This is a genomic window from Shinella sp. M27 (genome assembly GCF_049199905.1).
GTDB lineage: Bacteria > Pseudomonadota > Alphaproteobacteria > Rhizobiales > Rhizobiaceae > Shinella.
Genome location: NZ_JBLZPK010000057.1, coordinates 147,022 through 171,066, shown reverse-complemented (window position 1 = coordinate 171,066; position 24,045 = coordinate 147,022). Strand labels below are relative to the sequence as shown.

19 protein-coding genes and 1 other RNA gene are annotated in these 24,045 nt (G+C 63.9%); 12 read left to right on the top strand and 8 right to left on the bottom strand.

Features of this window, described 5'->3' with window-relative positions:
- Window positions 1-10: 10 nt before the first annotated feature.
- On the bottom strand, window positions 11-832 hold the full coding sequence (locus tag ACOZK4_RS20795) for a cyclase family protein (protein ID WP_421593553.1): 822 nt from the start codon (window positions 830-832) through the stop codon (window positions 11-13).
- 297 nt (window positions 833-1,129) lie between these two features.
- On the opposite strand from ACOZK4_RS20795, the gene ACOZK4_RS20790 reads away from it, so the two are divergent.
- The 4 genes from ACOZK4_RS20790 to ACOZK4_RS20775 all read left to right on the top strand — a co-directional run bounded on the left by ACOZK4_RS20790 (window position 1,130) and on the right by ACOZK4_RS20775 (window position 10,836).
- Window positions 1,130-2,317, top strand: a complete 1,188-nt coding sequence (locus tag ACOZK4_RS20790) for an efflux RND transporter periplasmic adaptor subunit (protein ID WP_421593552.1) — start codon at window positions 1,130-1,132, stop codon at window positions 2,315-2,317.
- Entirely contained in the window at window positions 2,317-5,490 is a 3,174-nt protein-coding gene (locus ACOZK4_RS20785; protein ID WP_421593550.1) for an efflux RND transporter permease subunit, read from the top strand. Before ACOZK4_RS20790 ends, ACOZK4_RS20785 begins: the two co-directional genes overlap by 1 nt.
- A gap of 93 nt (window positions 5,491-5,583) precedes the next feature.
- Window positions 5,584-6,996, top strand: coding sequence for an FAD-binding oxidoreductase (locus tag ACOZK4_RS20780; protein ID WP_421593549.1), 1,413 nt, complete (start codon window positions 5,584-5,586; stop codon window positions 6,994-6,996).
- A 51-nt stretch (window positions 6,997-7,047) separates the two neighbouring features.
- On the top strand, window positions 7,048-10,836 hold the full coding sequence (locus tag ACOZK4_RS20775) for an AsmA-like C-terminal region-containing protein (RefSeq protein ID WP_421593547.1): 3,789 nt from the start codon (window positions 7,048-7,050) through the stop codon (window positions 10,834-10,836).
- On the opposite strand, the gene ACOZK4_RS20770 is transcribed toward ACOZK4_RS20775, so the two are convergent.
- From ACOZK4_RS20770 to ACOZK4_RS20750, 5 genes are all read right to left on the bottom strand, one after another.
- Window positions 10,829-11,059, bottom strand: a complete 231-nt coding sequence (locus tag ACOZK4_RS20770) for a ribbon-helix-helix domain-containing protein (protein WP_421593546.1) — start codon at window positions 11,057-11,059, stop codon at window positions 10,829-10,831. The two genes, ACOZK4_RS20775 and ACOZK4_RS20770, sit on opposite strands and share 8 nt — an antisense overlap.
- Before the next feature lie 68 nt (window positions 11,060-11,127).
- Window positions 11,128-11,334, bottom strand: a complete 207-nt coding sequence (locus ACOZK4_RS20765; protein ID WP_421593545.1) for a DUF4169 family protein — start codon at window positions 11,332-11,334, stop codon at window positions 11,128-11,130.
- Window positions 11,335-11,342: 8 nt separating this feature from the next.
- Window positions 11,343-11,861: an SspB family protein gene (locus ACOZK4_RS20760; RefSeq protein ID WP_117366475.1), complete on the bottom strand. Its 519-nt coding sequence runs from the start codon at window positions 11,859-11,861 to the stop codon at window positions 11,343-11,345.
- A 111-nt stretch (window positions 11,862-11,972) separates the two neighbouring features.
- Window positions 11,973-12,334: a transfer-messenger RNA gene (gene ssrA / locus ACOZK4_RS20755) on the bottom strand.
- A 26-nt stretch (window positions 12,335-12,360) separates the two neighbouring features.
- Complete coding sequence (locus ACOZK4_RS20750) at window positions 12,361-13,689, bottom strand: EAL domain-containing protein (RefSeq protein WP_313527169.1); 1,329 nt, start codon at window positions 13,687-13,689, stop codon at window positions 12,361-12,363.
- Between the two features lie 218 nt (window positions 13,690-13,907).
- On the opposite strand from ACOZK4_RS20750, the gene ACOZK4_RS20745 reads away from it, so the two are divergent.
- The 7 genes from ACOZK4_RS20745 to ACOZK4_RS20715 all read left to right on the top strand — a co-directional run bounded on the left by ACOZK4_RS20745 (window position 13,908) and on the right by ACOZK4_RS20715 (window position 19,812).
- Window positions 13,908-14,219 (top strand): DUF2853 family protein, encoded by a 312-nt coding sequence (locus tag ACOZK4_RS20745; RefSeq protein ID WP_421593544.1) that lies wholly within the window; start codon window positions 13,908-13,910, stop codon window positions 14,217-14,219.
- A 119-nt stretch (window positions 14,220-14,338) separates the two neighbouring features.
- The gene (locus ACOZK4_RS20740; protein WP_421593543.1) at window positions 14,339-15,133 is read left to right on the top strand and encodes a thymidylate synthase; all 795 of its coding nucleotides are present in this window, start codon (window positions 14,339-14,341) and stop codon (window positions 15,131-15,133) included.
- 15 nt (window positions 15,134-15,148) lie between these two features.
- Window positions 15,149-15,670, top strand: a complete 522-nt coding sequence (locus ACOZK4_RS20735) for a dihydrofolate reductase (RefSeq protein WP_421593542.1) — start codon at window positions 15,149-15,151, stop codon at window positions 15,668-15,670.
- Between the two features lie 210 nt (window positions 15,671-15,880).
- Window positions 15,881-17,008, top strand: coding sequence for an FtsH protease activity modulator HflK (gene hflK / locus ACOZK4_RS20730; protein ID WP_313527180.1), 1,128 nt, complete (start codon window positions 15,881-15,883; stop codon window positions 17,006-17,008).
- On the top strand, window positions 17,008-17,955 hold the full coding sequence (hflC, locus tag ACOZK4_RS20725; protein ID WP_421593541.1) for a protease modulator HflC: 948 nt from the start codon (window positions 17,008-17,010) through the stop codon (window positions 17,953-17,955). The genes hflK and hflC overlap by 1 nt, the downstream gene beginning before the upstream one ends.
- A 4-nt stretch (window positions 17,956-17,959) precedes the next feature.
- Window positions 17,960-18,148, top strand: coding sequence for a DUF2065 domain-containing protein (locus ACOZK4_RS20720; protein ID WP_421593540.1), 189 nt, complete (start codon window positions 17,960-17,962; stop codon window positions 18,146-18,148).
- A 119-nt stretch (window positions 18,149-18,267) separates the two neighbouring features.
- Window positions 18,268-19,812: a DegQ family serine endoprotease gene (locus tag ACOZK4_RS20715; RefSeq protein ID WP_421593538.1), complete on the top strand. Its 1,545-nt coding sequence runs from the start codon at window positions 18,268-18,270 to the stop codon at window positions 19,810-19,812.
- A gap of 95 nt (window positions 19,813-19,907) precedes the next feature.
- Here ACOZK4_RS20715 and serB read toward each other — a convergent pair whose 3' ends face one another.
- Window positions 19,908-20,798, bottom strand: coding sequence for a phosphoserine phosphatase SerB (gene serB, locus ACOZK4_RS20710; protein ID WP_421593537.1), 891 nt, complete (start codon window positions 20,796-20,798; stop codon window positions 19,908-19,910).
- Between serB and miaA the strand changes: the two genes are divergently transcribed.
- A complete protein-coding gene (gene miaA, locus ACOZK4_RS20705; protein WP_421593582.1) occupies window positions 20,797-21,705 on the top strand; it encodes a tRNA (adenosine(37)-N6)-dimethylallyltransferase MiaA in 909 nt (302 codons plus the stop codon). The two genes, serB and miaA, sit on opposite strands and share 2 nt — an antisense overlap.
- On the opposite strand, the gene ACOZK4_RS20700 is transcribed toward miaA, so the two are convergent.
- On the bottom strand, window positions 21,702-23,810 hold the full coding sequence (locus ACOZK4_RS20700) for an ATP-binding protein (protein ID WP_421593536.1): 2,109 nt from the start codon (window positions 23,808-23,810) through the stop codon (window positions 21,702-21,704). The two genes, miaA and ACOZK4_RS20700, sit on opposite strands and share 4 nt — an antisense overlap.
- Between the last annotated feature and the right edge of the window lie 235 nt (window positions 23,811-24,045).

Genomic DNA, 24,045 nt, shown 5'->3' with positions numbered 1-24,045 from the left:
CCGGCAGACATCAGGCGAGTGCGAAGACGCGGGACGGGCCGCCCGTGCCGCCGCGCACTTTCGGCGCGCCGACGAAGATCGTGGCACCCTTTGCCGGAAGCTGGTCCAGATTGGCCGCGCCTTCAAGCCCCCAGTGACCGGAGGAGAGCCAGGCGTAGTGCGTGGCGAAATCCGGCGAGAGGCCATAGTCGAGCGAGAGCGTATCGACCGCGATGCCGACGGCGCTCGAATTTTCCGCGAGATATTGCACGGCTTCGACATGAAAACCTGGGAAGTGCAGCTTGCCGTCGGCATCCGCATTGCGGAACTTGTCCGTGCCGAGATGTTTGCCCCAGCCGGAATGGAGCGCCACGCAGGCTTTCTCCGGCAGGTCGCCATTGGCGGCGATCCAGGCCTTGATGTCGTCCGGCGTCAGCTGGGCATCCGGGCTGGCATCAGCCTTCTCCCTGATGTCGATGACGGCGAGCGGCACGACGAGATCGGAGACCGGGATTTCGGCGACCGAAGTCCCGTCCTCGGAAAAGTGCAGCGGCGCATCGAGATGGGTGCCGGTGTGTTCGTTGACGCGCAGCTCGAAGAGGTTGAACTTGTGTTCCTTGTAATTGAACTTTTGTTCGCGCCAGAACTGCTGCTGGCCGAAGAAGGTCGGAAATTCCTCGTGGAGTTCGTGCGTCAGGTCCGTCACCTTGGATGGCGCCTGGGCGAAAGCCGGGCTGAGTACCCCGGAGCTTGCGGCGGCGACAGCGGCCCCGCCCGCGGCGGCGGCGCGGAAGAAGCTTCGTCTCGAAAGCATGCGGGATTTCACGGAGTCAATAATGCAGGCGTCGCACATGGTTTCCCCTCTCGTTCAATAGGTTTATGAAAGAATACTGAAATAGTTCGCGGCCTGTGGGCCGGCAGAAACGCTATCACAAGGGAAAGGAGCGTCCAGTCACGCCCATGCTCGGATAAGGCGCGGCAGGGGAAGATTTCTCCACGTTTTCTTACATTTCGGTAACAGATCGAAGCCTCAATCTTACAATTCCGTAATGATCCGATTCTTTCATTGCCGGTTCATTTCCAAAACGGGATACTTGCCCTATGTCGCACTGCAAAACGTGACGGTTCGCTTCCATCGGAGAGAGAGTGCATGCGGGTTTGGAAACAGCTCCTTATCGGCCTTGGCGTCATTGCGGCCGGGGTTCTGCTCTGGGGCCGCTTCGCGCCCGGCGCAAACGGGATGCTGACGGCTGCCGGCCTGCCGGCGCCGCTTGTCGCGGCCATCGCGCCGGCCTCTGAGGAGAAGGCGGACGGCGGGAGCCAGGCCAATGGGCAGGGCGGCGGCCGTCGCGGCGGCTTCGGCGGCGGGCCGACGCTCGTCGTCACCAAGCCGGTCGCCATGGCCACCGTCAACGACCGGCTGAATGCTATCGGCGACGGCGAGGCGATCCGCACCGTAACGGTCACGCCCTATGCCACCGGCAATCTTACCGAAGTCCTCGTCGAATCCGGCACGCGGGTGGAGCAGGGGGCTGTCATCGCCCGGCTTGACAGCGACGAGCAGAAGATCGCCGCCGATCAGGCGCGCGTCACCGTCGAAGCGGCCCAGCAGAAGCTGAAACGCCTGGAAAATCTCCGCTCCTCCACCAGCACGGCCGATTTGCAGGACGCCCAGACCGCGCTGAAGGCCGCCGAACTGGCCCTGCGCAATGCCGAACTGACGCTGCGCCGCCGTGACATCACTGCGCCCTATGGCGGCGTGGTCGGCATCATCTCCGTCAATCCGGGCGACTATGTCACGACGTCGACGGCGATTGCCCGGATCGACGACCGCTCGGAAATCCTCGTCGACTACTGGGTGCCGGAGCGGTTTGCCACCAGCATCAAGGTCGGCGGCGAGGTGAGTGCGACGGCGGTCGCGCGGCCGGGCGACGTTTTCACAGGAACGGTGCAGGCGATCGACAACCGCATCGACCAGGAAAGCCGCACGCTGCGCGTCCGCGCCCGCATCGCCAATCCCGAAGACGTGCTGCGCGCCGGCATGTCCTTCCAGGTGGCCATGCACTTTGCCGGCGATCTCTATCCGAGCGTCGATCCGCTTTCGCTCCAATGGAGTGCCGACGGTTCCTATATCTGGCGCGTGAAGGGCGATAAGGCGGAGCGCGTGCCGGTCCATATCGTGCAGCGCAATCCCGATAAAGTGCTGGTCAAGGCTGAGCTTGCCGAGGGGGATGCCGTCGTCACCGAGGGCGTGCAGACGCTGCGGCCGGGCGGGGCTGTGCGCACGGCGCAAGAGCGCGGCATCAAGGAAAAACCTGCCGTCGCGGAGGGCACGTGATGTCGGGCGAGGCGAGCGGAATGAACGATGGCGGCAAGGCGGGTTTTACCGCGCTTTTCATTCGCCGGCCGATTCTCTCTCTCGTGCTCAACACGCTGATCATCATCGCCGGCCTTGCCGCCTTCACCGGCGTCGAAATCCGCGAATTGCCATCCGTCGACCAGCCGGTCATCAGCGTCACCACCGATTTCGACGGCGCGTCGCCGGAGACGATCGACCGCGAGCTGACCGACGTCATCGAGGGCGGCGTTTCGCGCGTGCAAGGCATCAAGAAGATCTCTTCCGTCTCGTCCTTCGGCCGCAGCCGCGTGACGCTGGAATTCTCCGACACGACGGATATCAACCAGGCGGCCAACGACGTGCGCGATGCGCTCGGCCGCGTGACGAACCAGCTGCCCGACGATGCCGACGATCCGCGCGTCGTCAAAGCCGATGCGGACAGCCAGCCGATCATGCGCCTTGCGCTGACCTCCGATACGCTGTCGCTCGAAGACCTGACGCTGCTGGCCGAAAACGAGATCACCGACCGGCTTGCCTCCGTCGAGGGCGTCGCCGACGTGGCGGTCTATGGCGATCAGGAGAAGATTTTCCGCGTCGATGTCGATCAGGCGAAGCTTGCGGCGCGTGGGCTGACGGTTGCGGATCTGCGCAATGCGCTGGCGACCGCTGCCTTCGACGTGCCGGCCGGTTCGCTGAAGAGCCAGAGCCAGGATATCACGGTTCGCGCCACGGCCGACCTGACAAAGCCGTCCGATTTCGAAAACCTCATCCTGAAGAACCACGTGCGCCTCGGCGACGTCGCCATGGTCACACTCGGCCCGGACGAGGGCTCGACGGCGCTGCGTTCCAACGGACGGCAGGGCATCGGCCTCGGCATTATCCGCCAGGCGCAGTCTAACACGCTCGATATCTCCGCCGGTGTCAAGCAGATGGTCGCGCAGTTTGGCACGATCCTGCCCGAGGGCACCCAAATCAAGATCACCAGCGACGACGCCGTCTTCATCGATGGTGCCATCCACGAGGTGGAGATCGCGCTTGTCGTCGCCGTCCTGATCGTGACGCTCGTCATCTATCTCTTCCTGCTCGATTGGCGCGCGACGCTCATTCCGACGATCAGCATGCCGATCGCGCTGGTCGGCACCATCGCGGCGATCTATATGGCGGGCTTCTCCGTCAACATCCTGACGCTGCTTGCCATCGTGCTGGCGACCGGCCTCGTGGTGGACGACGCCATCGTGGTGCTGGAAAACATCGTGCGCCGCCGGGCCGAAGGCCTGAAGCCGCGCGCCGCCGCCATTTTGGGCACGCTGGAAGTGTTCTTCGCGGTCATCGCGACGACGGCCACACTTGCCGCCGTCTTCGTGCCGCTCTCCTTCCTGCCGGGGCAGGCGGGCCGGCTCTTCCGCGAATTCGGCTTCGTGCTCGCCTTCGCCATCCTGCTGTCCTCCTTCGTGGCGCTGACGCTCTGCCCAATGCTCGCGTCGCGCATGCTGACGAAGGACATGACGCATGAACATACCGGCATCCTCGCCCGCATCGGCGGAGCCGCGTCGCGCTTCTACCGTGCGTCGCTCAAGGCCTGCCTCGGCGCGCCCTTCATCGTCTTCATCGTCGCTCTGCTGTTCACGGCGGCGGGCGCTACCTCGTTCTTCACCATCAAATCCGAGCTGACGCCGACCGAGGACCGCTCGATGGTGATGCTGCGTATCAACGCGCCGCAGGGCGTGTCGCTCGAATATGCGCAGGACCAGATGAAGATGATCGAGGACAAGCTGCGCCCGCTTTATGACGGCGGCGAGATCGTCAACATCTTCTCCATTTCGGGGCAGGGCGGTTCGACGAACAGCGGCTTCATGGTGCTGACGCTGGCGCCCTGGAGCGAGCGCGAGCGCTCGCAGCAGCAGATCGTGCAGGATATCAACACGGCCGTCGCCGACGTGCCCTCGGTACGCGCCTTCGCGCAGCAGCCGAACAGTCTCGGCATTCGCGGCGCTGGCAACGGCTTGCAAGTGGCGCTTGTCGGCAACGACTATACCAAGCTCGGCAATGCGGCGGCGGAGCTGGTGCGCAAGATCGAGGACAGCGGCCGCTTCCAGAACGTGCGCCTCAACTACGAGGCCAACCAGGCGCAGCTTTCCGTGACCGTCGACCGCGAGCGCGCGGCCGATCTCGGCATCGACATTACAGGCCTTTCCGCCGCCTTGCAGGCGATGCTGGAGGGCACAAGCGTCGTCGACATCTATGTCGACGGGCAGTCCTACCCGGTCAAACTCTCCTCCACCACGACGCCCATCAACGACCCGATGGACCTCGAAAACATCTTCCTCAAGACCGGCGACGGCAAGATCGTGCCGATGTCGTCCATCGCGACCCTGGAAGAGAAAGCGGTCGCCCCGCAGCTTTCACGCGAGCAGCAGCTGCGCGCTGTCTCGCTTTCCGCCGGCCTCAAGGATGGGCTGGCGCTGGGTGATGCGCTCACCATGGTCGAGGAAATGGCAAAGCCCCTGCTGCCCGAGGGCTCGCGCCTGATGCCGATGGCGGAAGCGGCCTCGTTGCAGGAGAATTCGAGCGGCCTCGTCATCACCTTCGGCTTTGCCATCGCCATCATCTTCCTGGTGCTTTCGGCACAGTTCGAAAGTTTCGTCAGTGCCGTCATCATCATGGTGACGGTGCCGCTGGGGCTCGCCTGCGCCGTCTTCGCGATGATCCTGACGGGCACGACGCTCAATATCTACAGCCAGATCGGCCTCGTGCTGCTTGTCGGCATCATGGCGAAGAACGGAATTCTGATCGTCGAATTCGCCAACCAGCTGCGCGACCAGGGGCAGGATATCCGTAGCGCCATCGAGAATGCCGCCAACATCCGCCTGCGCCCGGTGCTGATGACGATGATCGCCACAGTCGTCGGCGCGGTGCCGCTGGTGCTGGCGAGCGGGGCAGGTGCGGAAGCGCGCATCTCGCTCGGCTGGGTTCTCGTCGGCGGCCTCGGCCTTGCGACGGTCGTGACGCTTTATCTGACCCCGGTCGCCTATCTCGTCATCGCCCGCTTCACCAGCCCGCATGCCGACGAGGAGCGCCGCCTTGCCGCGGAACTCCAGCATGCCGAGATGCTGACGCGAACCCGCGAGAAAGAACAGCCGAAAGACGAGGCCCTGCCGCAGGCGGCGGAGTGATCGCCGCCGGAAATGCAGGGCATGACCGGATATTGCGGCTGGACAGCCGGGCGTCAATTTGCTGAGTAAACCTCAGAGAGTGAGGACCTTACCATGGCATTGGCGGATATCAGGACGGGCCAGCGCAACGAGGCGGGGATCGCCGCAGCGATAACCCGGCTTTCGGCGCGTTTCGGCACGCGGTTGCAGACCGGCGAGGCGATCCGCACGCAGCACGCCCACACCACCACCTATATTCCCGCGCAGCTTCCCGATGCCGTCGTCTTCGTGGAGAATGCCGAGGAGGTGAAGGCGGTCGTTGGGCTGTGCGCGGAGCTGAAGGTGCCTGTCATTCCCTTCGGCACGGGCTCCTCGCTCGAAGGACAGGTCAATGCCCCCTTCGGCGGCATCTCGATCGATTTTAGCGCTATGAAGCGCGTCCTCGAAGTGAATGCCGAGGATCTCGACTGCACCGTCGAACCCGGCATCACCCGCGAGGAGCTGAACGTCTACCTACGCGATACCGGCCTGTTCTTCCCTATCGATCCCGGCGCCAATGCCTCGATCGGCGGCATGGCCTCGACGCGCGCTTCGGGCACAAACGCCGTGCGCTACGGCACGATGAAGGACAATGTACTGGCCGTGACCGCCGTTACGGCGACCGGCGAGGAGATCCGCACCGCCCGGCGGGCGCGCAAATCCTCGGCCGGTTACGACCTTACGCGCCTTCTTGTCGGGGCGGAGGGCACGCTTGGCGTTCTGACCTCCGTGACCCTGCGCCTGCAAGGCATCCCCGCCGTCATCGCCGGCGGCATCTGCGGTTTTCCGACGCTGAAGGATGCCAGCAATGCGGTGATCATGACCATCCAGCTTGGCATTCCCGTCGCCCGCATCGAACTGCTTAACACCTTACAGATCAAGGCCTGCAACGCCTATTCCGGTCTCGATCTGCCGGAGCAGCCCACGCTGTTCGTGGAGTTCCACGGCACGGAGGAGAGCGTTCGCCTGCAATCGGAAGAATTCGGCGCCATCGCCGCCGAATGCGGCGGCGGCGAATTCCACTGGAGTGCCGATGCCGAGGAGCGGGCAAAGCTCTGGAAGGCCCGGCACAATGTCTATTGGGCCTCGAAGGCGCTGCGTCCCGGCTATGAGGCGATTGCGACCGATGTCTGCGTGCCGATCTCGCGCCTGGCCGATTGCGTAGCCGAGACCGAGCGCGACATCGAGGAGCATGGTCTTCTCGCTCCGATCGTCGGCCATGCCGGCGACGGCAATTTCCATGTCTGCGTGGTCTTCGACGACAAGGACCCGGCTCATGTCGAAAAGGTCGAGGCCTTCGTCGGTCGCCTCAACGCCCGCGCCCTCTCCATGGACGGCACCTGCACGGGCGAACACGGCATCGGTCAGGGCAAGCAGGCTTTCCTGCCGACGGAGCTTGGCGGCGCGGTCACCCTGATGAGGCAGATCAAGCAGGCGCTCGATCCCGACAACATTCTCAACCCCGGCAAGATTTTTTCGACTTTGTAGCGGCAGTTCGCGTTATCCTGACGCGGTGGATTGGAATTCGAGGCATGCGGCGTGCTTTCTAGGATCATGCTTATCGGTGGCGGCCTTGTGGTCGTGGCGCTCTTCGTGGCGCTGCTGGCGCCGCTCTTCGTCGATTGGACGAATTTCCGGCAGGATTTCGAACGCGAGGCGAGCCGTATCATGGGCCGTCCCGTCACCGTGCATGGCAGCGTCGATGCCCGCCTCATCCCGTTCCCATCCGTGACGCTGAACGACGTGCGCGTGGGCTCGCCGGAGGATGGCAAGCCGCTGGTCGAGGTCGCGCGCTTCTCGATGGATGCGGAGCTGGCGCCGTTCCTTTCCGGCGAGGCGCTGATCTTTGACATGCGCATCGAGGAGCCGAAGGCGCGGATCAAACTCTTCCAGGACGGCACGCTCGACTGGGCGCGGGGCCGCAAGTCGGATATCCCCGCCCGCACCGTCATTCTCGAAAATGTCGCCATCACCGGCGGCGACATCGAGTTCGTCGACGAGCAGACGGGTCGTACGCGCCATGTCACCGGGCTCGACGCGCAGATCTCGGCGAAAACGCTGGCCGGTCCCTGGCGCATCGATGGGCGCGGCGCGCTCGATGGGGAAAGCGGGGCGTTCCAGCTGTCGAGCGGGCAGGTGGAGAATGGCGCGCTGTCCATGCGCGCCCGCATCGTTCCCGATAATCTCGCCTTTACAGCGGATCTCGACGGCGCGTTGAAGATCGTCGATTTCCGTCCGCAATATCAGGGCGGTTTCACCGTTTCCGAAAAGCCGCGCGCCAAGGGCGAGGTGGTAAGCGATCCGATCCGCGTCGCTGGCAAGTTCGAGCTTTCCAACGAGCGTGTGCGTATTCCCGAATACCGACTGGAAGCGGGGCCTGCCGCCGATCCCTATGTGGTGACGGGCGAGGCGACGCTGGACACCGGCCGCGCGCCGGAATTCCTTTTGATCGCCGATGGCCAGCAGATCGATGTCTCGCGCATCGGCAACAGCGGGGAGACCGGAAAGACTGGCCGAGACCCGCAGCTTTCCGCCCGCCAGCGGCTTCAGGCGCTGCTGGCGATCGCCGCGGATATTCCGATCCCGCAGGTGCCGGGCCGCGCCAGTCTGTTCCTGCCCGCCGTCGTCGTAGGCGATACGACGGTGCGCGAAATCCGCCTCGACGTGAAGCCTGACGGAGACGGCTGGCGTATCGATCGGGCGGATGCGCAGCTGCCGGGCCGCACCGCGCTGGAGGCGAAGGGGCGGCTGACATTGCGCGAAAACCGCGGCTTCGTCGGCAGCCTGCTGGTCGCGTCCAACCAGCCGTCTGGCCTCGCCACCTGGCTTGCCGGCTCCGTCGATCCGGAAATCCGCAAGCTGAAGACCGCGGGCTTTTCCGCCGACGTGAACCTGACGGACGAGTTGCAGCGCTTTGAGAACCTGGAAATCGCGATTGGCGGTGCGTCGCTGAACGGCCGGCTGGAGCGCGAATCCCGCTCCGATGCCGCGCCGACCCTGTCGCTGGAACTGCGCGGCAACGAGGTGCAGCTGGACTCGTTGCAGGCCCTGACCGGTCTCGTCGCCGGCGATGCATCGCTTGGCACGCTGGCGGACCATGCGATGGCGCTGGATATCAAGGCGGACCGCTTCAACGCCTTTGGCGAAACTGCCAGCGGCGTCAATGCGGCGCTATCGATGAAGGACGGCCTGCTGACGCTGAGCCATCTCGATATCGCCGCACTGGAGGGCGCGACGCTGTCGGCCAGCGGCACGCTCGGCGGGACGTTGTTCGCGCCGAGCGCCGGCATCGATGTGAAGCTGAAGGTGGAGGCCATGCGGCCGGTCGCCGATCTCCTGGCGCGCCACCTGCCGGCCCATCCGCTTCTCAGCCGCTTCGTCGCCAATGCCGGCTATTATGACAATGCCGACCTTTCCATCCGCGCGACCATGGCGGAGGACAAGCCGGCGACGCTGACCGTCACCGGCCCGGTCAATGAGGGGCGTCTGGAACTGAACGTTTCGGCCGAAACGCCCGCCGATCTTCTGGCCGGCAGCCGCTTCGAGCTGGAGGGCAGCCTGTTCAACCCGCAATCCGTCGTGCTCGCCGGGCAGATCGGGCTTGATCCACTGCCCTTCGATGCCGAGCCTGATGGCAGCGCCACAATCCGTGTGACGCAGCCGGAGGAGGGGCCGGCGACGGTGTCAGCGTCTTTCAACGCCGGCAGTACGACGCTTTCCGCGAAGGGCACCGCCGTGCTGGCAGCGAACGGATTCCTCGACGGTACGCTCGCCGTGACCGCCAAGAGCGACGATATCGAACCCTATCTGATGATGAACGGCATCGCCGTGCCGCAGGCCGGCACCGGCCTGCCGATCTCTTTGCAGGCCTCGGTCGCGACCAGCCCCGAAGCCATCGCCATCACGGAGATCACAGGCAAAGCCGATCGCAATGCGTTTTCCGGCAGTCTGACCTTCGATCGCGCGGCGACGGTGCTCAAGGGCACGGGTGCGCTGCGTTTCGATACGGTCGATTTCGCCTTCCTCGCCGAGGCCGTCGCTGGCCCGGTGCAGGATGTCGTGGAAGGCGGGCTCAATGCCGCGCCGCTGGTGCAGCCGCTGCAGGATGCCGCCGATGTCTCCGTCGCGCTGTCGGCCGGTTCCTTCTGGCCGGGGCTTTATGGCGCGGTCGAGGATTTCAAGGGCAATCTACAGTGGAAGGGCGGTGAACTGACGCTCGACGACATGGAGGGCGACTGGCTGGGCGGACGGCTTTCGGGTCGCCTCAAGGTGGCCAATGCCGATGAGAACGGGCTCTTCGAGGCGCGCGCCCGGCTGACGGGCGCGGATCTCTCGAAGATCGCATGGGCTGGACAGCAAGGCGCTGTCGCCACCGGCAAGGCGGATGTAACACTGGCCGTCGATGCCTCCGGCAAGAGCGTCCGGACCATGGTCGAGGGCGCGAGCGGTTCCGGCGAGGTGCATGTTTCGGACCTGACCCTGCGCGGGCTCCATACCGGGGCGCTGCCGGCGCTGCTGGCGGAAGGTGACCGCATCGAAGGCGATGTCACGCCGGAACGGGTCGCGGGTTTTGCCGCCGATGCCATTCTCCAGAAGGAAGCAGCCCTCGGTGACGTGCGCATTCCCTTCGCGCTGGCCGGCGGCAAGTTGCGCGTTCAGAGCGTGACGGCCGAGGATGCCATGGCGGCGCTGACCGGCGATGCCGATGTCGATCTTGCCGGCGACACCATGACGGCGCGCCTTGCCGTCAGCTACAAGGCGGGCGAGGAGGCGCTGGCGGGTGCCGAGCCGGAAGTGGTGCTCGGCTATCGCGGGCTTGTCGAGGCACCGGGCTTCGAGATGGACGTGCAGCCTCTGGCCAATTTCCTGTCGCTGCGCCGCTTCGAGACGGAGCGCCGGCGCGTCGAGACCTTGCAGGCCAATGTGCTGGAAAAGCAGCGCCTGCGTCGCGAGGCTGCCCTTTATCGCTCCCGTGCCGAGGCGCGGGCGGCCCTTGCTGAGGCGGCGCGGCTTCAGGCCGAGGAAGAGGCGCGCCGCCGGGCGGAAGCGCTTGAGCGACTGGAACAGGAGCGCTCCACGCGTGCCGCTGCCGAGGAGGCCGAACGCGTGCGCCGCAAGGCGGCGGATGACGCGCGGCGTCTCAAGGAAGCCGAGCAGGAGGCGCGCCGGCTTGCCGAGCAGCGGGCGGCTGAGGAAGCGCGCAAGGCTGAGGACGAGGCAAAGCAGCGCCGTCTCGTCTCGCCCGGAGAGGGTGTCGAGCGCGGCGAGGATCTGCCGCCGGTCGATGGCGGTCAGCTGAATTTCGACGGCCTGCCCGGTGTCAACTAACCGGGCTGTCGGCCACCCGTTCCTTCAGCCATTCGAGCACATAGAGCCGCAGCGCCGAGGAGAGGTTGTCGTCTACGGCGCGCGTGTCGTCGATCTCGCGGATGAGAGCGGCCAGCGGCAGCGCCCGCCCGTCGGCGATATCCTTCAGCATGTCGTGAAAGGCCGGCTCCAGCGAAAAGCTCGTGCGGTGGCCATGAAGGGTCGTGGAATATTTGCGGATCATGCCTTGTGCATCGATTCAAGGGTTTGGGAGATCGATTCCGGTTTTCCCGGCAAAGGCTTGAAAAGCTTTCAGTCCTTCGTCTCGTCGGGCCGCTCTGATTGCTCGAGACGGCCCTGATCGAGGGTCTTTTCCGCTTTCTCGTTGAGGGCGCGCGTCAGCGTCTTCTCCGCCTTCGTGCGACCGAAGGTGACCCGGTTCTGCTCGGCCTGCTTTTCCTTGTCGGAGCGGGCTTTCTGCTTGCGGAACTGGCGAAGATTGACGACGTCGCCGCTCATCGAAGAACTCAGTTCTTCTTACGGAAGGAATCGAGCGAGACGACCGAGCCGCCCTTGTTGTCGTCGCCGCCGGTCGGGGGCGTCGGCTCTTCGCCCGCATCCTCGGCCTTTTCTGGCGAGGCGGGATAGGCGGTGATCTCGGCGGAGTGCTCTTCCTCCTCCTCGGCGGCCGGCACGTCGAATTCCAGTTCGAAGCTCACCGAAGGGTCGTAGAAGCCGCGGATGGCGTTGAACGGGATGACCAGCTTTTCCGGCGTATCGGAGAAGGAGAGGCCGATTTCGAACAGGCTCTCGGTGACCTTGAGGTCCCAGAACTGGTGCTGCACGACGATGGTCATCTGCTCGGCATATTTCGCCTTGAGGTGCTGCGAGATGCGCACACCGGGGGCGTTGGTCAGGAAGGTGATGAAGAAATGGTGCTCACCGGGGAGGTGCCCCGTGACCGCGACTTCGGACAAAACCTTGCGAATGACGCTGCGCAGCGCGTCCTGGGCGAGAATGTCGTAGCGAATGTGGTCTTGCGCCATCCGTTCCTGTCTTTCTTCCTGCTGCCTTTATATCAGGCATTGCGTCTCATCTCATGCGGTCGGGCACGAGTCATCTGGCACAGCTATAGACCATTTCAAGGGATTGGAGAAGGTGAAGGCTTCTGTTGCCAGGTGCCTTCGGACCCCGCCTGCCGGTGCGACCCGTCAGGACTTTGAGTGAAGTGTCACACCGCGATTAAGCAGCGAGACGAGCTTCCGCATAGTTGTCGTTTGCAACTACAAGTTTAGCCCGATAACGGTGGTACAATGCCGAGCAAAAAGTCGATCTTTACGCCCTTGTCGATCCTATTTCGCCCCCATCAAAAGCCGGTCCGTCAAGGGTTGACCGGTTTTTGGTGGAGGCGCCGGGTACCGCCCCCGGGTCCAATGGGTTTATTACACCGCCCGTTTATTGCCATAGCTGCCGAAGCAGCACGTCACATATAGGCATTCCCGGCGCGCAAGAAAAGGGTTTTGTGACGGGATTTCCGATTTACCTTCAGGCAGTTTCGGCAAGCGGCGGGGCTTCGTTGGCCCAGCGGCTCTGGAATTCGGCAAGCGGGACGGGCCGGCCGAAATAATAGCCCTGGAAAACGGTGCAGCCGAAGGACTGGAGAAGCAGCAATTGCTCCTTCGTTTCGATGCCCTCGGCGACGACGGAAAATTCCAGCATGCGGGCGATGTCGAAGATGCTTTTGAGCAGGATCCGGTTGCGCTTGCTCTGGGGCGCGTCCTGCACGAAGGAGCGGTCGATCTTGATCTCGTGGATCGGCAATTGCCGCAGGTGGCTCAGCGAGGAATAGCCGGTGCCGAAATCGTCGAGCGAGAGGATGATGCCCGCAGCACGCAGCGCCCGCATCTTCTCCACTATGACATCGACGTCGTCGACCATCATGCTTTCGGTGAGTTCCAGCTTGAGGCGGGTCGGATCGAGCTCGCGGGCCGCGATGCGGGCCATCAGGGTTTCGATGAAGTCGGCCTTCATGAACTGGTCGACGCTGACATTGACCGACAGTTTCAGATGGCGCGTCGCCGCGTCCTGCTGCCAGAAGGCGAGGGTGCGGCAAGCCTCGCCCAGCACCCAGTCGCCCAGCGCCGGCATCAGGCCGGCCTCTTCCGCGGCGGGAATGAATTCGGCCGGCGAAATATGGCCGCCGCCCGGCCGCTTGCGACGCAGCAGCGCTTCGGCGCCGGACACTTTGCCGGCTTCATCCACTTGCGGCTGGTAAAACAGCTCGAATTCCCGGTTGGTGAGCGCGGCCTTGATATCGCGCGCCTGATCGAAGTTATGCGCGAATTTCAGCTGCATCACATAGATGCCGCCACAGAGCAGAGCGACGGCGATGATCGTATTCACCCACGTGCCGAAGGTGCGAAATTCGTCCGCTATCGGCTGGGTCACCGGGGCGGTGAAATTGGTGCTCGAGAAGACAATGAAGGACCCGAGGCACAGCACGATGACGGCCAGCTGGAGGCGCGAGCGCTCGCGCTGGTAGTTGATATAGCCGAGCAGCGCCAGGACCAGCAGGAAGATATGCGTGACGCGCGGCGCCACGGCATTCGGCACGTCAAAGACGAGGCAGAAGACCAGGATGATGAAGAAGAAGGATATCTGCGAGAACAGCAGGGCCGCCGAAAGCTGACGGCGATGCGCCAGGAGAAAGCTCATGAGGGCGACGGCGATTACCGCGACGTCGATGCCAACAAGGGCCCAGGCTTGCCGGGAGGCAAAGAAGATGCCCCAGCCGAGCGCCATCACCGCAACGGCCAGAGAGGCTACGCCATAGGCAAGCCAGAATCTCTGCGAATGGTCTTCCGTCTGTCGCACCTGCCGATACCGTCGTTATCAGCGGCATGCCTGTTGCAGGCCGCAGCACACACCTCTACGTGGTATTTCTTCAGAAATTGCAAAAATACCGGTGCAAATCCTATGGGAGCCTGGCATCGCCTATTATCGCTTGACTTGCCTCGAGCACGGGAAAACCATGGCCGTGCGTCAGGCTCGCCATGATGGCGGCACGCATGTTGATCGTAGAGGGAGACAGCATGACCGATTATCTCGCAGATGTCCGCAAATATGACAGCGGTGCCGACGAGGCCGTCGTCAAGAAGATCGTGAGCCATCTCGGCATCGCGTTGCGCAACCGCGACTCGTCGCTGGTCTCCTGCTCCGACCCCGCGGAACTCGACCGCGTCAAGGAGAAGTGGTGCAGCAAGAAGTTCGGCATCACGGGCGACGCCGCCGACAAGGCGGTCGAGGCCGTTTGCAAGGCGATGGCCGACGACCGCACGAAATCGCGCGTCACCTTCTACTATCTCACGGCCAAGGAACTCGGGAAACTCGACGCGCTGGCCTGAGACAGGCCGGGCCTCAAGACAACGGAGCCTTGGGGAAAACGGGGAAATCCCATTTCGTCCTTTGGTCGCCGCCGTTCGCGCATTAGTATCTTACGCTGGACAACGAATCGGCGGCGACCATGCAGCAATATCTCGATCTTCTCGCCCATGTAATGGAAAACGGCTCCGACCGCGGAGACCGGACCGGCACGGGCACGCGCGGCGTCTTCGGCCATCAGATGCGCTTCGACCTGTCGGAAGGTTTCCCGGTGCTGACCACCAAGAAGCTGCACCTGCGCTCGATCATCCATGAATTGCTGTGGTTCCTGAAGGGAGATACCAATATCGGCTATCTCCACGACAACGGCGTCACCATCTGGGATGAATGGGCCGACGAGAAGGGCGAACTCGGCCCGGTCTACGGCTATCAGTGGCGCTCCTGGCCGACCCATGACGGCCGCCATCTCGATCAGATCGTCGCCGTAATCGACAGCATCAAGCGCAACCCGAATTCCCGCCGCCACATCGTGTCGGCCTGGAACCCGGCGCTGGTCGACGAGATGGCGCTGCCGCCATGCCATTGCCTGTTCCAGTTCTACGTGGCGGACGGCAAGCTCTCCTGTCAGCTCTATCAGCGCTCGGCGGATATCTTCCTCGGCGTGCCCTTCAACATCGCTTCCTACGCGCTGCTGACCATGATGGTGGCGCAGGTGACGGATCTGCAGCCGGGCGATTTCGTTCATACGCTGGGCGACGCGCATATCTATGCCAACCATTTCGAGCAGGTGCGCACGCAGATGACGCGCCGGCCGAAGCCGCTTCCTTTCATGAAGATCAATCCCGATGTGAAGGATCTTTTCTCCTTCAAATTCGAGGACTTCACCCTGATCGGCTACGAAGCCGATTCAACCATCAAGGCGCCCATCGCCGTCTGATTTCCGGGAAGTCGCATGAGCCAGGTCAAGATCGTCCTCGTCGTCGCCGTGGCGAAAAACGGTGTCATCGGCCGCGACGGCGACCTGCCGTGGCGCCTGCCGTCCGACCTCAAGCGCTTCAAGCAGCTGACGCTCGGCAAGCCGGTGCTCATGGGCCGCAAGACCTGGGATTCGATCGGCCGACCGCTGCCGGGGCGCCCGAACATCGTCATCACCAGGGACACTACATTTTCCGCACCCGGCGCCGAGGTGGTCTCCTCGCTTGACGACGGATTGGTTTGCGCGCAGCGCGAGGCCGAAAAGCTCGGCGTCGACGAGGTCTGTGTCATCGGCGGCGGGCAGATCTATGCGCAGGTCTTCGACCGCGCCGATATCCTGCACGTCACCCATGTCGAGGCGGACGTCGACGGCGACACGCGCTTTCCCGAAATCGACCCCGCCGTGTTCGAGAAGGTCGTCGAAGAGCCCATTCCCCAGGGCGAGAAGGACAGCCACGCCATGCGCTTCGTCACCTGGCGCCGGAAAACCGCGGCTTAGGGCGGTAAATCGCGTCGATCACGAACTATTTTGCCGCACGGGTGCGCATCCCGTCGTGGATTTGTTGAAAGGTGCCCGAGGGATACCTATAACGGGTTCACCTAGCGTTGTGCGGCGAAACAATCCGCGAAACGCTCAGCAACAGATCGATGGTGGATTTTCGCCCTTTCGCGGAGATGCGCCAAGGGGACATGAAAGAAAGAGGTATTGATGCCCTGGAGCAATCAGAATGGCGGCGGCGGCCCTTGGGGTGGCGGCGGCAGCGGCGGTGGTGGAAACAATCAGGGGCCATGGGGGCAGGGTCCGAACCGTCCTCGCGGCGGCGGTGGCGGCAATGGCGGCCCACCGGACCTTGAGGAAATCATCCGGCGCGGCCAGAACCAGCTGAAGAACGTCATGCCCGGCGGTTTCAACGGCGGCGCCGTTGTCATCGGCCTCCTGCTTCTCGGCGTTTTCTGGCTGATGAACTCCATCTATACCGTCCAGCCAGACGAGCGCGGCGTCGAGTTGCGCTTCGGCAAGCCCAAGCAGGAAATCTCCATGCCGGGCCTGCACTTCCACATGTGGCCCTTCGAGACCGTCGAACTCGTGAAGATCACCGAGCAGCAGCAGAATATCGGCCGCCGCACGGCCGCGTCGAATTCCGATGCCTCCGGCCTGATGCTGACGGGCGACCAGAACATCGTCAACGTGCAGTTCTCGGTGCTCTATTCGGTCACCGACCCGCAGGCCTACCTCTTCAATCTCGAATATCCCGCCGAAACGCTGCAGCAGGTCTCCGAAAGCGCCATGCGCGAAGTCGTCGGCCGCCGTCCGGCGCAGGACATCTTCCGCGATAACCGTCAGGCGATCGCCGAAGGCGTGAAGACGACGATTCAGGCGACCATGGACGCCTATGGCGCCGGCATCTCGATCAACACGGTTGCCATCGAAGACGCGGCCCCGCCGCGCGAAGTCGCCGACGCGTTCGACGAAGTGCAGCGCGCCGAGCAGGACGAGGACCGCTTCCTCGAAGAAGCCAACCAGTATGCCAACCAGAAACTGGGTCTCGCCCGCGGTCAGGCCGCGCAGGTCCGCGAAGAGGCGGCCGCCTACAAGGACCGCGTCGTCAAGGAAGCGGAAGGCGAGGCGGCACGCTTCCTTTCCATCTACGAACAGTACAAGGCAGCGCCCGATGTCACCCGCAAGCGTCTCTTCCTTGAAACCATGGAAGGCGTGATGAAGAACTCCAAGAAGGTCATCATCGACGAAAAGCAGGGCGGACAGGGCGTCGTTCCCTTCCTCCCGCTCAATGAACTGGGCCGCACTACGGGCCAGCAGGCAGGAGGGACGCAGTAATGGGTAACCGTTTTCCAGCCATCCTGATCGCCATCGGCGTTCTCCTGTTCATCGCCTATTCCTCGGTGTTCGTCGTCAACGAGCGCCAGCAGGCGATCGTCATCCGCTTCGGCCAGATCCAGGACGTCAAGACGGAACCGGGCCTCTACTTCAAGCTGCCCTTCGGCTTCATGGATGCCGACAGCGTCCAGTATATCCAGGACCAGGCGCTGCGCTTCGATCTCGACGATATCCGCGTTCAGGTCTCGGGCGGCAAGTTCTATGAGGTCGATGCCTTCGTGGTCTACAAGATCACGGATGCCCGCCGCTTCCGCGAAACCGTCTCGGGTGACCGGGAATCGGCGGAATCGCGCCTTCGCACCCGTCTCGATGCCGCCCTTCGCCGCGTCTACGGTCTGCGCGGTTTCGAATCCGCTCTGTCCGAAGAGCGCGCTTCGATGATGCGCGAGGTTCGCGGCGAACTGACGAACGACGCCTCCAATCTCGGCCTGACGATCTCCGACGTCCGCATCCGCCGCACGGACCTGACGCAGGAAGTCTCGCAGCAGACCTTCGAGCGCATGAAGGCCGAGCGTCTTGCCGAAGCCGAATTGATCCGCGCTCGCGGTAACGAAGCCGGCCAGCGCCGCCGCGCCATCGCCGACCGTCAGGTCGTCGAGTTCATCGCGGCCGCCCAGCGCGATTCGGAAATCCTGCGAGGCGAGGGTGAAGGCGAGCGCAGCCGCGTGTTCGCCGAAGCCTTCTCGCAGGATCCGGCCTTCTTCGACTTCTACCGGTCGATGAGCGCCTACCGGGAAGCGATGGGGGCGTCGGACACGACGCTCGTGCTTTCGCCGCAGTCGGAATTCTTCCGCTACTTCGAGGACGCCGCCGGCACCAAGCCTGCCGCATCCACGGCGACGGACACGACGACCGGCACGGCCACGACGCCGGCGACGGCGAACTGACGACATGGCCGATTTCCTCACGGGAATCGCCTTCTTCCTGATCATCGAGGGGCTGGTGTACGCACTGGCCCCTTCGGTTTTGCGGCGCATGGCGGAAATGCTGCCGCAGATTCCCGAGACGCAGCTGAGGGCGAGCGGGCTCTTTGCCATCGGGCTCGGCGTGCTGATGGTCTGGTTCATCCGGGGCGCATGACGGCGGCCCTTGCAGGAACCCGCGAAGACGGGCATGACTTTCACATCAATTCAGCGTGGCGGACTGATTTTTGCCGTATCCGGGGCAAACACTCGCCATGAGATCCGGAACGAATGGGGATGCCTGATATGGCTTTGAAGACGACGTCCAGCGCAGCCAAGGCGGCGCTCGCGCTCGCGGTAACGTTCTCGCTGGTGGCGGGCACACCGTTCGCCGTGCCGGCCGCCGCTGAGGTGAAGCCGACGAACAATGGCCCGGAATCCGTGGCCGACCTTGCCGAGAGCCTGCTCGACGCCGTCGTCAACATTTCTACCTCGCAGAACGTCAAGAGCGACGACAAGGCGCCCATTCCACAGGTGCCGGAGGGCTCGCCGTTCCAGGATTTCTTCGACGAATTCTTCAAGGGTGAGGGCGGCGAGGGCGGCAACCAGGGTCAGACGGTCAATTCGCTGGGCTCCGGCTTCGTCATCGACCCCTCGGGCTTCATCGCGACGAACAACCACGTCATCGAAGGCGCCGACGATATCGAGGTGAACTTCGCCAACGGCTCCAAGCTGAAGGCCAAGCTCGTCGGGACCGACCCGAAGACCGACCTCGCGCTCCTCAAGGTTGAGCCGAAAGCGCCGCTGAAGGCCGTGCCGTTCGGCGATTCCCGCACCATGCGCATCGGCGACTGGGTGATGGCGATCGGCAATCCGTTCGGTCTTGGCGGTTCGGTGACGGTCGGCATCATCTCGGCGCGCGGCCGCAACATTAATGCCGGCCCCTACGATAATTTCATTCAGACGGACGCCGCCATCAACCGCGGCAATTCCGGCGGCCCGCTGTTCAACATGCATGGCGAGGTCATCGGCATCAACACCGCCATCATCTCGCCCTCGGGCGGCTCGATCGGCATCGGCTTCTCCGTGCCGACGGAACTGGCGCAGAACATTTTTACGCAGCTGCGCGAGTTCGGCGAGACCCGCCGCGGCTGGCTCGGTGTGCGCATCCAGCCCGTCACCGACGATATTGCCGAAAGCCTCGGCATGAAGGAGACCAAGGGCGCGCTGGTGGCCGGCATCATCAAGGGCGGTCCGGTCGATAACGGCTCGATCCAGACGGGCGACGTCATCACCCGCTTCGACGGCAAGGACGTGCACGAGATGCGCGACCTGCCGCGCGTCGTCGCCGAAAGCCCCGTCGGCAAGGCGGTCGATGTGCTGCTGCTGCGCGACGGCAAGGAGATCACGGTCAAGGTGACGCTCGGCCGTCTCGAGGACGGTGAGAAGCAGGCCGATGCCGGCGACGAGATGGTGCCGGAAGAAGGCACGATCGAAGAGGACACGACGCCCGAGACCGGCGAGAAGACCGCGCCGGCCCCTGCCGACCTGGTGCTCGGCATGGCGATCGGCGATCTCGATGCGGATGCCCGCAAGACCTTTGATATCGTCGAAAGCGTCAAGGGCGTCGTCATCACCGAGGTCGCGCCGGATTCGGCCGCAGCCGAGCGCGGCATCGTGCCGGGCGACGTGATCGTCGAGATTGGCCAGGAAGCGGTGACCACGGCCGAGGAGGTCACGACCCGCGTCGATAAGCTGAAGTCGGAAGACCGCCGCAACGCGCTGATGATGATCGCCAACCATACCGGCGCGCTGCGCTATGTCACGGTTCGCATCGATTGAGACAAAAAGGCGAGTCCCGTCAGGGGCTTGCCGGCACTATCGGACAGAGTGAATCAGGCCGCTGGAGCATCGCTTCAGCGGCCTTTTGCATGGACTCAGCCGGTCACGAAGTCCGACTTGCGATAGCCCTGCAGGTAGAGCAGCGCGGTAAGATCGCCGTGATCGATGCGGATTTTCGCCTCGGCCGCAACGGCGGGCTTGGCGTGCAGCGCGACGCCGGTGCCGGAGAGATGCAGCATGCCGAGGTCGTTGGCGCCGTCGCCGACGGCCATGGCCTCGTCTGGGGAAATGCCGAGGCGCGTGGCGATGTCGTTCAGGGCATCCACCTTTGCCTGCTTGCCGAGGATCGGCTCGGCGACTTCGCCGGTCAGCTTGCCGTCCACGTCGAGCAGGATGTTGGCGCGGTTCTCGTCGAAGCCGAGCGTCGCGGCGATGCGGCTCGTGAAGACGGTGAAGCCGCCTGAGACGAGTGCGGTGTAATAGCCCTTGGCCTTCATGGTGGCGATGAGTTCGCGCCCGCCCGGCGTCAGCGTGATGCGCTTTTCGATGACCTCGTCGACGACGGAGATCGGCAGGCCCTTGAGCAGCGCGACGCGCTCACGAAGGGCGGGCTCGAAGGCGATCTCGCCGTTCATGGCACGGGCGGTGATGGTCGCGACCTTGTCCTTGAGACCGACTTCGGCCGCCAGTTCGTCGATGCATTCCTGGCCGATCATCGTCGAATCCATGTCGGCGATCAGGAGCTTCTTGCGACGCGTCTCGGCGTCCTGCACGGCGAGATCGATCGGCGCGCCGCCGATGACGGCGCGGATTTTGTCGCCCGCTTCATCCGGATCGCTGTCGTCGCGAAGCGCGATGTCGCAGGCGATGCCGTCGGCGAGCCAGTAGAGGCCGGATGCATTGACGGCCTCGGCAGCCTTTTCGGCGAGCGCCGGGGTCAGAACAGGGTTTGACGGATTGGCGACAAGCGTGGCAACGAAAGCCATGATGGAAAACCTTGATCGAAAGCAGGACGCGATCCTGATAACCGGCCCGACGGCCAGCGGCAAGTCCGCGCTTGCCGTGCGGCTGGCGGCCGAGCACGGTGGCGTGGTGATCAATGCCGACAGCATGCAGGTCTATGACACGCTGAACGTTCTGACCGCCCGGCCGCGGCCCGGCGATATGGACGGCATCGAACACCGCCTCTATGGCCATGTACCGGCGCGTGCTGCCTATTCCACCGGCGACTGGCTGCGGGAGGCAACTGCCTTGGTGGGAGAGCTGCGTATACGGGGCCGGTTGCCGGTCTTCGTCGGCGGCACCGGTCTCTATTTTCGGGCTCTGACGGGGGGACTCTCGGATATGCCCACCATTCCCGATGATATCCGGGAGCGGGTCCGCGCACGCCTTGTGGCCGAGGGCGCCGAGGCGCTGCACCGGGATCTTGCCAAATGCGACCCGCAAACGGCTGCACGGCTGAGGCCGAGCGATGGCCAGCGCATTCTGCGGGCGCTTGAGGTGGTCGAGGCGACGGGCAAGTCGATTTCGGCCTTCCAGTCGGCTTCAGGGCCGACGTTGATCGATCCGGAGCGGGCGGAGAAGATCGTCGTGCTGCCGGACCGCGCGGTGCTGGCCGCCCGCATCAACCGGCGCTTCGCAATGATGCTCAAGGCGGGCGCGGTGGAAGAGGTGCAGGCGCTGCTTGCACAACACGTCTCGCCGGCAATGCCTGTCATGAAGGCGATCGGCGTGCCGCAGATTACGGCGATGCTGGCGGGCGAGATGCGCGAGGCCGAGGTGATCGAGCGGGGTGCTGCCGCAACCCGACAATATGCCAAGCGCCAGATGACCTGGTTCCGCAACCAGCTCGACGAGAGCTGGCGGCGGATCGATCCGCATTCGGGCGATTAACGGCGAATGAGGCTGCTGAGCGGCTTCTTGAGAAGCTGTTCGCGGATGGAACCTTCGCGCCGCGGCGTTTCCTGCTGCTGTTCGCCGAAGGCCGGGCGGGGCGGCTGGCGATAAGGATCGGCCGCCGGGCGTTGCTGTTCCGTCGTCAGTTCGCGACGGATGGTTTCAAAGCGATCCTGCGCCGGCTGGTCATAGGCGCCTGCGGCCCCCGGCAGCATATCAGGACGATAGGGCTCATGCGCCGGCGGCGCGGCTGCGGCCGGGCGATAGGGATCCTGCACTGGCGCGGCTGCGATCGGGCGTGGTGCGGGGGCTGCGTTCTGCAGCGTGTCGATATAGTCCTCCTCGTCCTCGTAGGGCGCATCCTCGTAGCCGGTCGGCAATGCGCCGCCCTGGCCCTGCGTGGCGAGATAGGCGTTCTGGAAGCCGGAAATATCCGGGCCGGTAATGGCGCGCATGCGCGCCACGATGTTGCGCAGATCGACGCTTTGCGGTGTCTCTTCGGTGACCTTCACACCCGTGCCGTTCGCCTTGGGCAGGCGGCTTGCCTCGACGCGGGAGAATCGCATGCGCATCGGCACCGCGACGGCTTCGCCGAAGGCGATCGCTTCGCCATTGCCGATCGAGGAGATGAAGCTCGTCGTCGATGACGAGGAATTGGGGATCGCCGAGCGGATGATCTCCTGGTCGTGATCGTTGGCAAGGCGCATCGCGAAGATCGTCGAGCACTGCGACAGGATGGTCGGATCGAGTTCGCCGGGGCGCTGCGTGATGATGCCGAGCGAGACGCCGTATTTGCGGCCCTCCTTGGCAATGCGGGCGATAGCCTGGCGCGTCGGCATGAAGCCGAGCTTCGGATCGGCCGGCACATAGCGGTGCGCCTCTTCGCAGACGACCAGCATATGCACGCCGCCATTGCTCCACAGGCCGATTTCGAAGGCCATGCGGCAGAGAACCGAGGCGACCGAATTGACGACTTCCGAGGGAATGCCGGCGAGCTGGAAGGTGGTGACCGGCTTGCCGTCGCCGGGAATGCGGAAGATGCGGGCGATCGTGTCGAGGATCGTGTCGGTGATCGTGTTCGAGGAGAACATGAAGTGGTAGCGCGGGTCGTTGATCGCCGACATGATCTTGACCTTGAGCGAGCGCAGATGCGGCTTTTCCGCCCGTCCCTCGAGCCGGCCGATGCGCTCGTCGATCAGCGCCAGTAGGTCGGCGATGCGGAAGGGGACCGGCGTATCCGACGTCACCGAGCTCTTCTCGCTTGCACGGCGCACCAGGCCGTTGTCGCTGGAGCCGCGGAAGGCGCGCTTGGCCTCCGGGATCAGGTCGCGCAGGATATCCATTTCCTCCGGCACCGGGGGGCGTCCGCGGAAAACGACCTCGGCGAATTCCTCCAGCCGGAACAGCCAGAAGGGCAGGTCGAGCGTATCCGTATCGATGACGACCGCGAGGTCGCCGAAGGCGGAGGCGAATTCGTTGTGCGGATCGAGGATCAGCACGCGCAGGCGCGGATCGGCCTGGATGGCCTTGTGCAGCAAGAGCGTGACGGAGGTCGATTTGCCGACGCCGGTGGTGCCGACGATGGCGAAATGCTTTTCCAGCATTGAAGGCACATGGATCGTCGCGTCGATGCTCTCGTCCTGCGTCAGCTTGCCGATGGCGCAGACATCGTTCTTGCCGGTGTCGTAGACCTTGGCGAGATCGGAGGCGCGGATGCGGTGCGCGATGGCGCCGAGATGCGGATAGTCGGTGATGCCGGCGGAAAATTCCTCGCGGCCATCAGGGCCCACATGAACTTCGCCGAGAAGTTCGACTTCGATGCGGAAGACGGTATCGCGGTTTTCCACCCAGCTTTGCTGGTCGGTGGACATGGAATAAACGAGAGCGACGATGCGGTTGCGGCCGACGGAAATCGAGATGAGGCGCCCCACGGCCCACAGTTCCGTGAGCGCCGTCTGCCCGCTTTCGGCAACGGCGCTGATGGTGGCGTGCGAGCCGTTGCAGGCGACGACTCGGCCCATCAGACGGTTGCCCTGCAACACGTCGTCCCGGCGCTCCTGTTCGCCTGCTACTATAGAACTTTGAAAATCATTGTTCAGCAATCACGGCACTCCTTGCCATCAAAGGCGGATTCTAGCCGAGGCCGCTTAATAAGACGTTTCGTGTTGGCGCGGCTTTGCACCAGCTTTTCCCGTCGGTCCCGGATTCCGTGCCGTTTCGAAGCATCGGGAAAAGCGTTGACGCGCGCCGGCTTTGTGGCTAACACTTCGACCCATGAAAAATCTGACGGTTGTTATTCTTGTGGTGGGAACGCGCATGGGCAGGGTGGTGTAACCA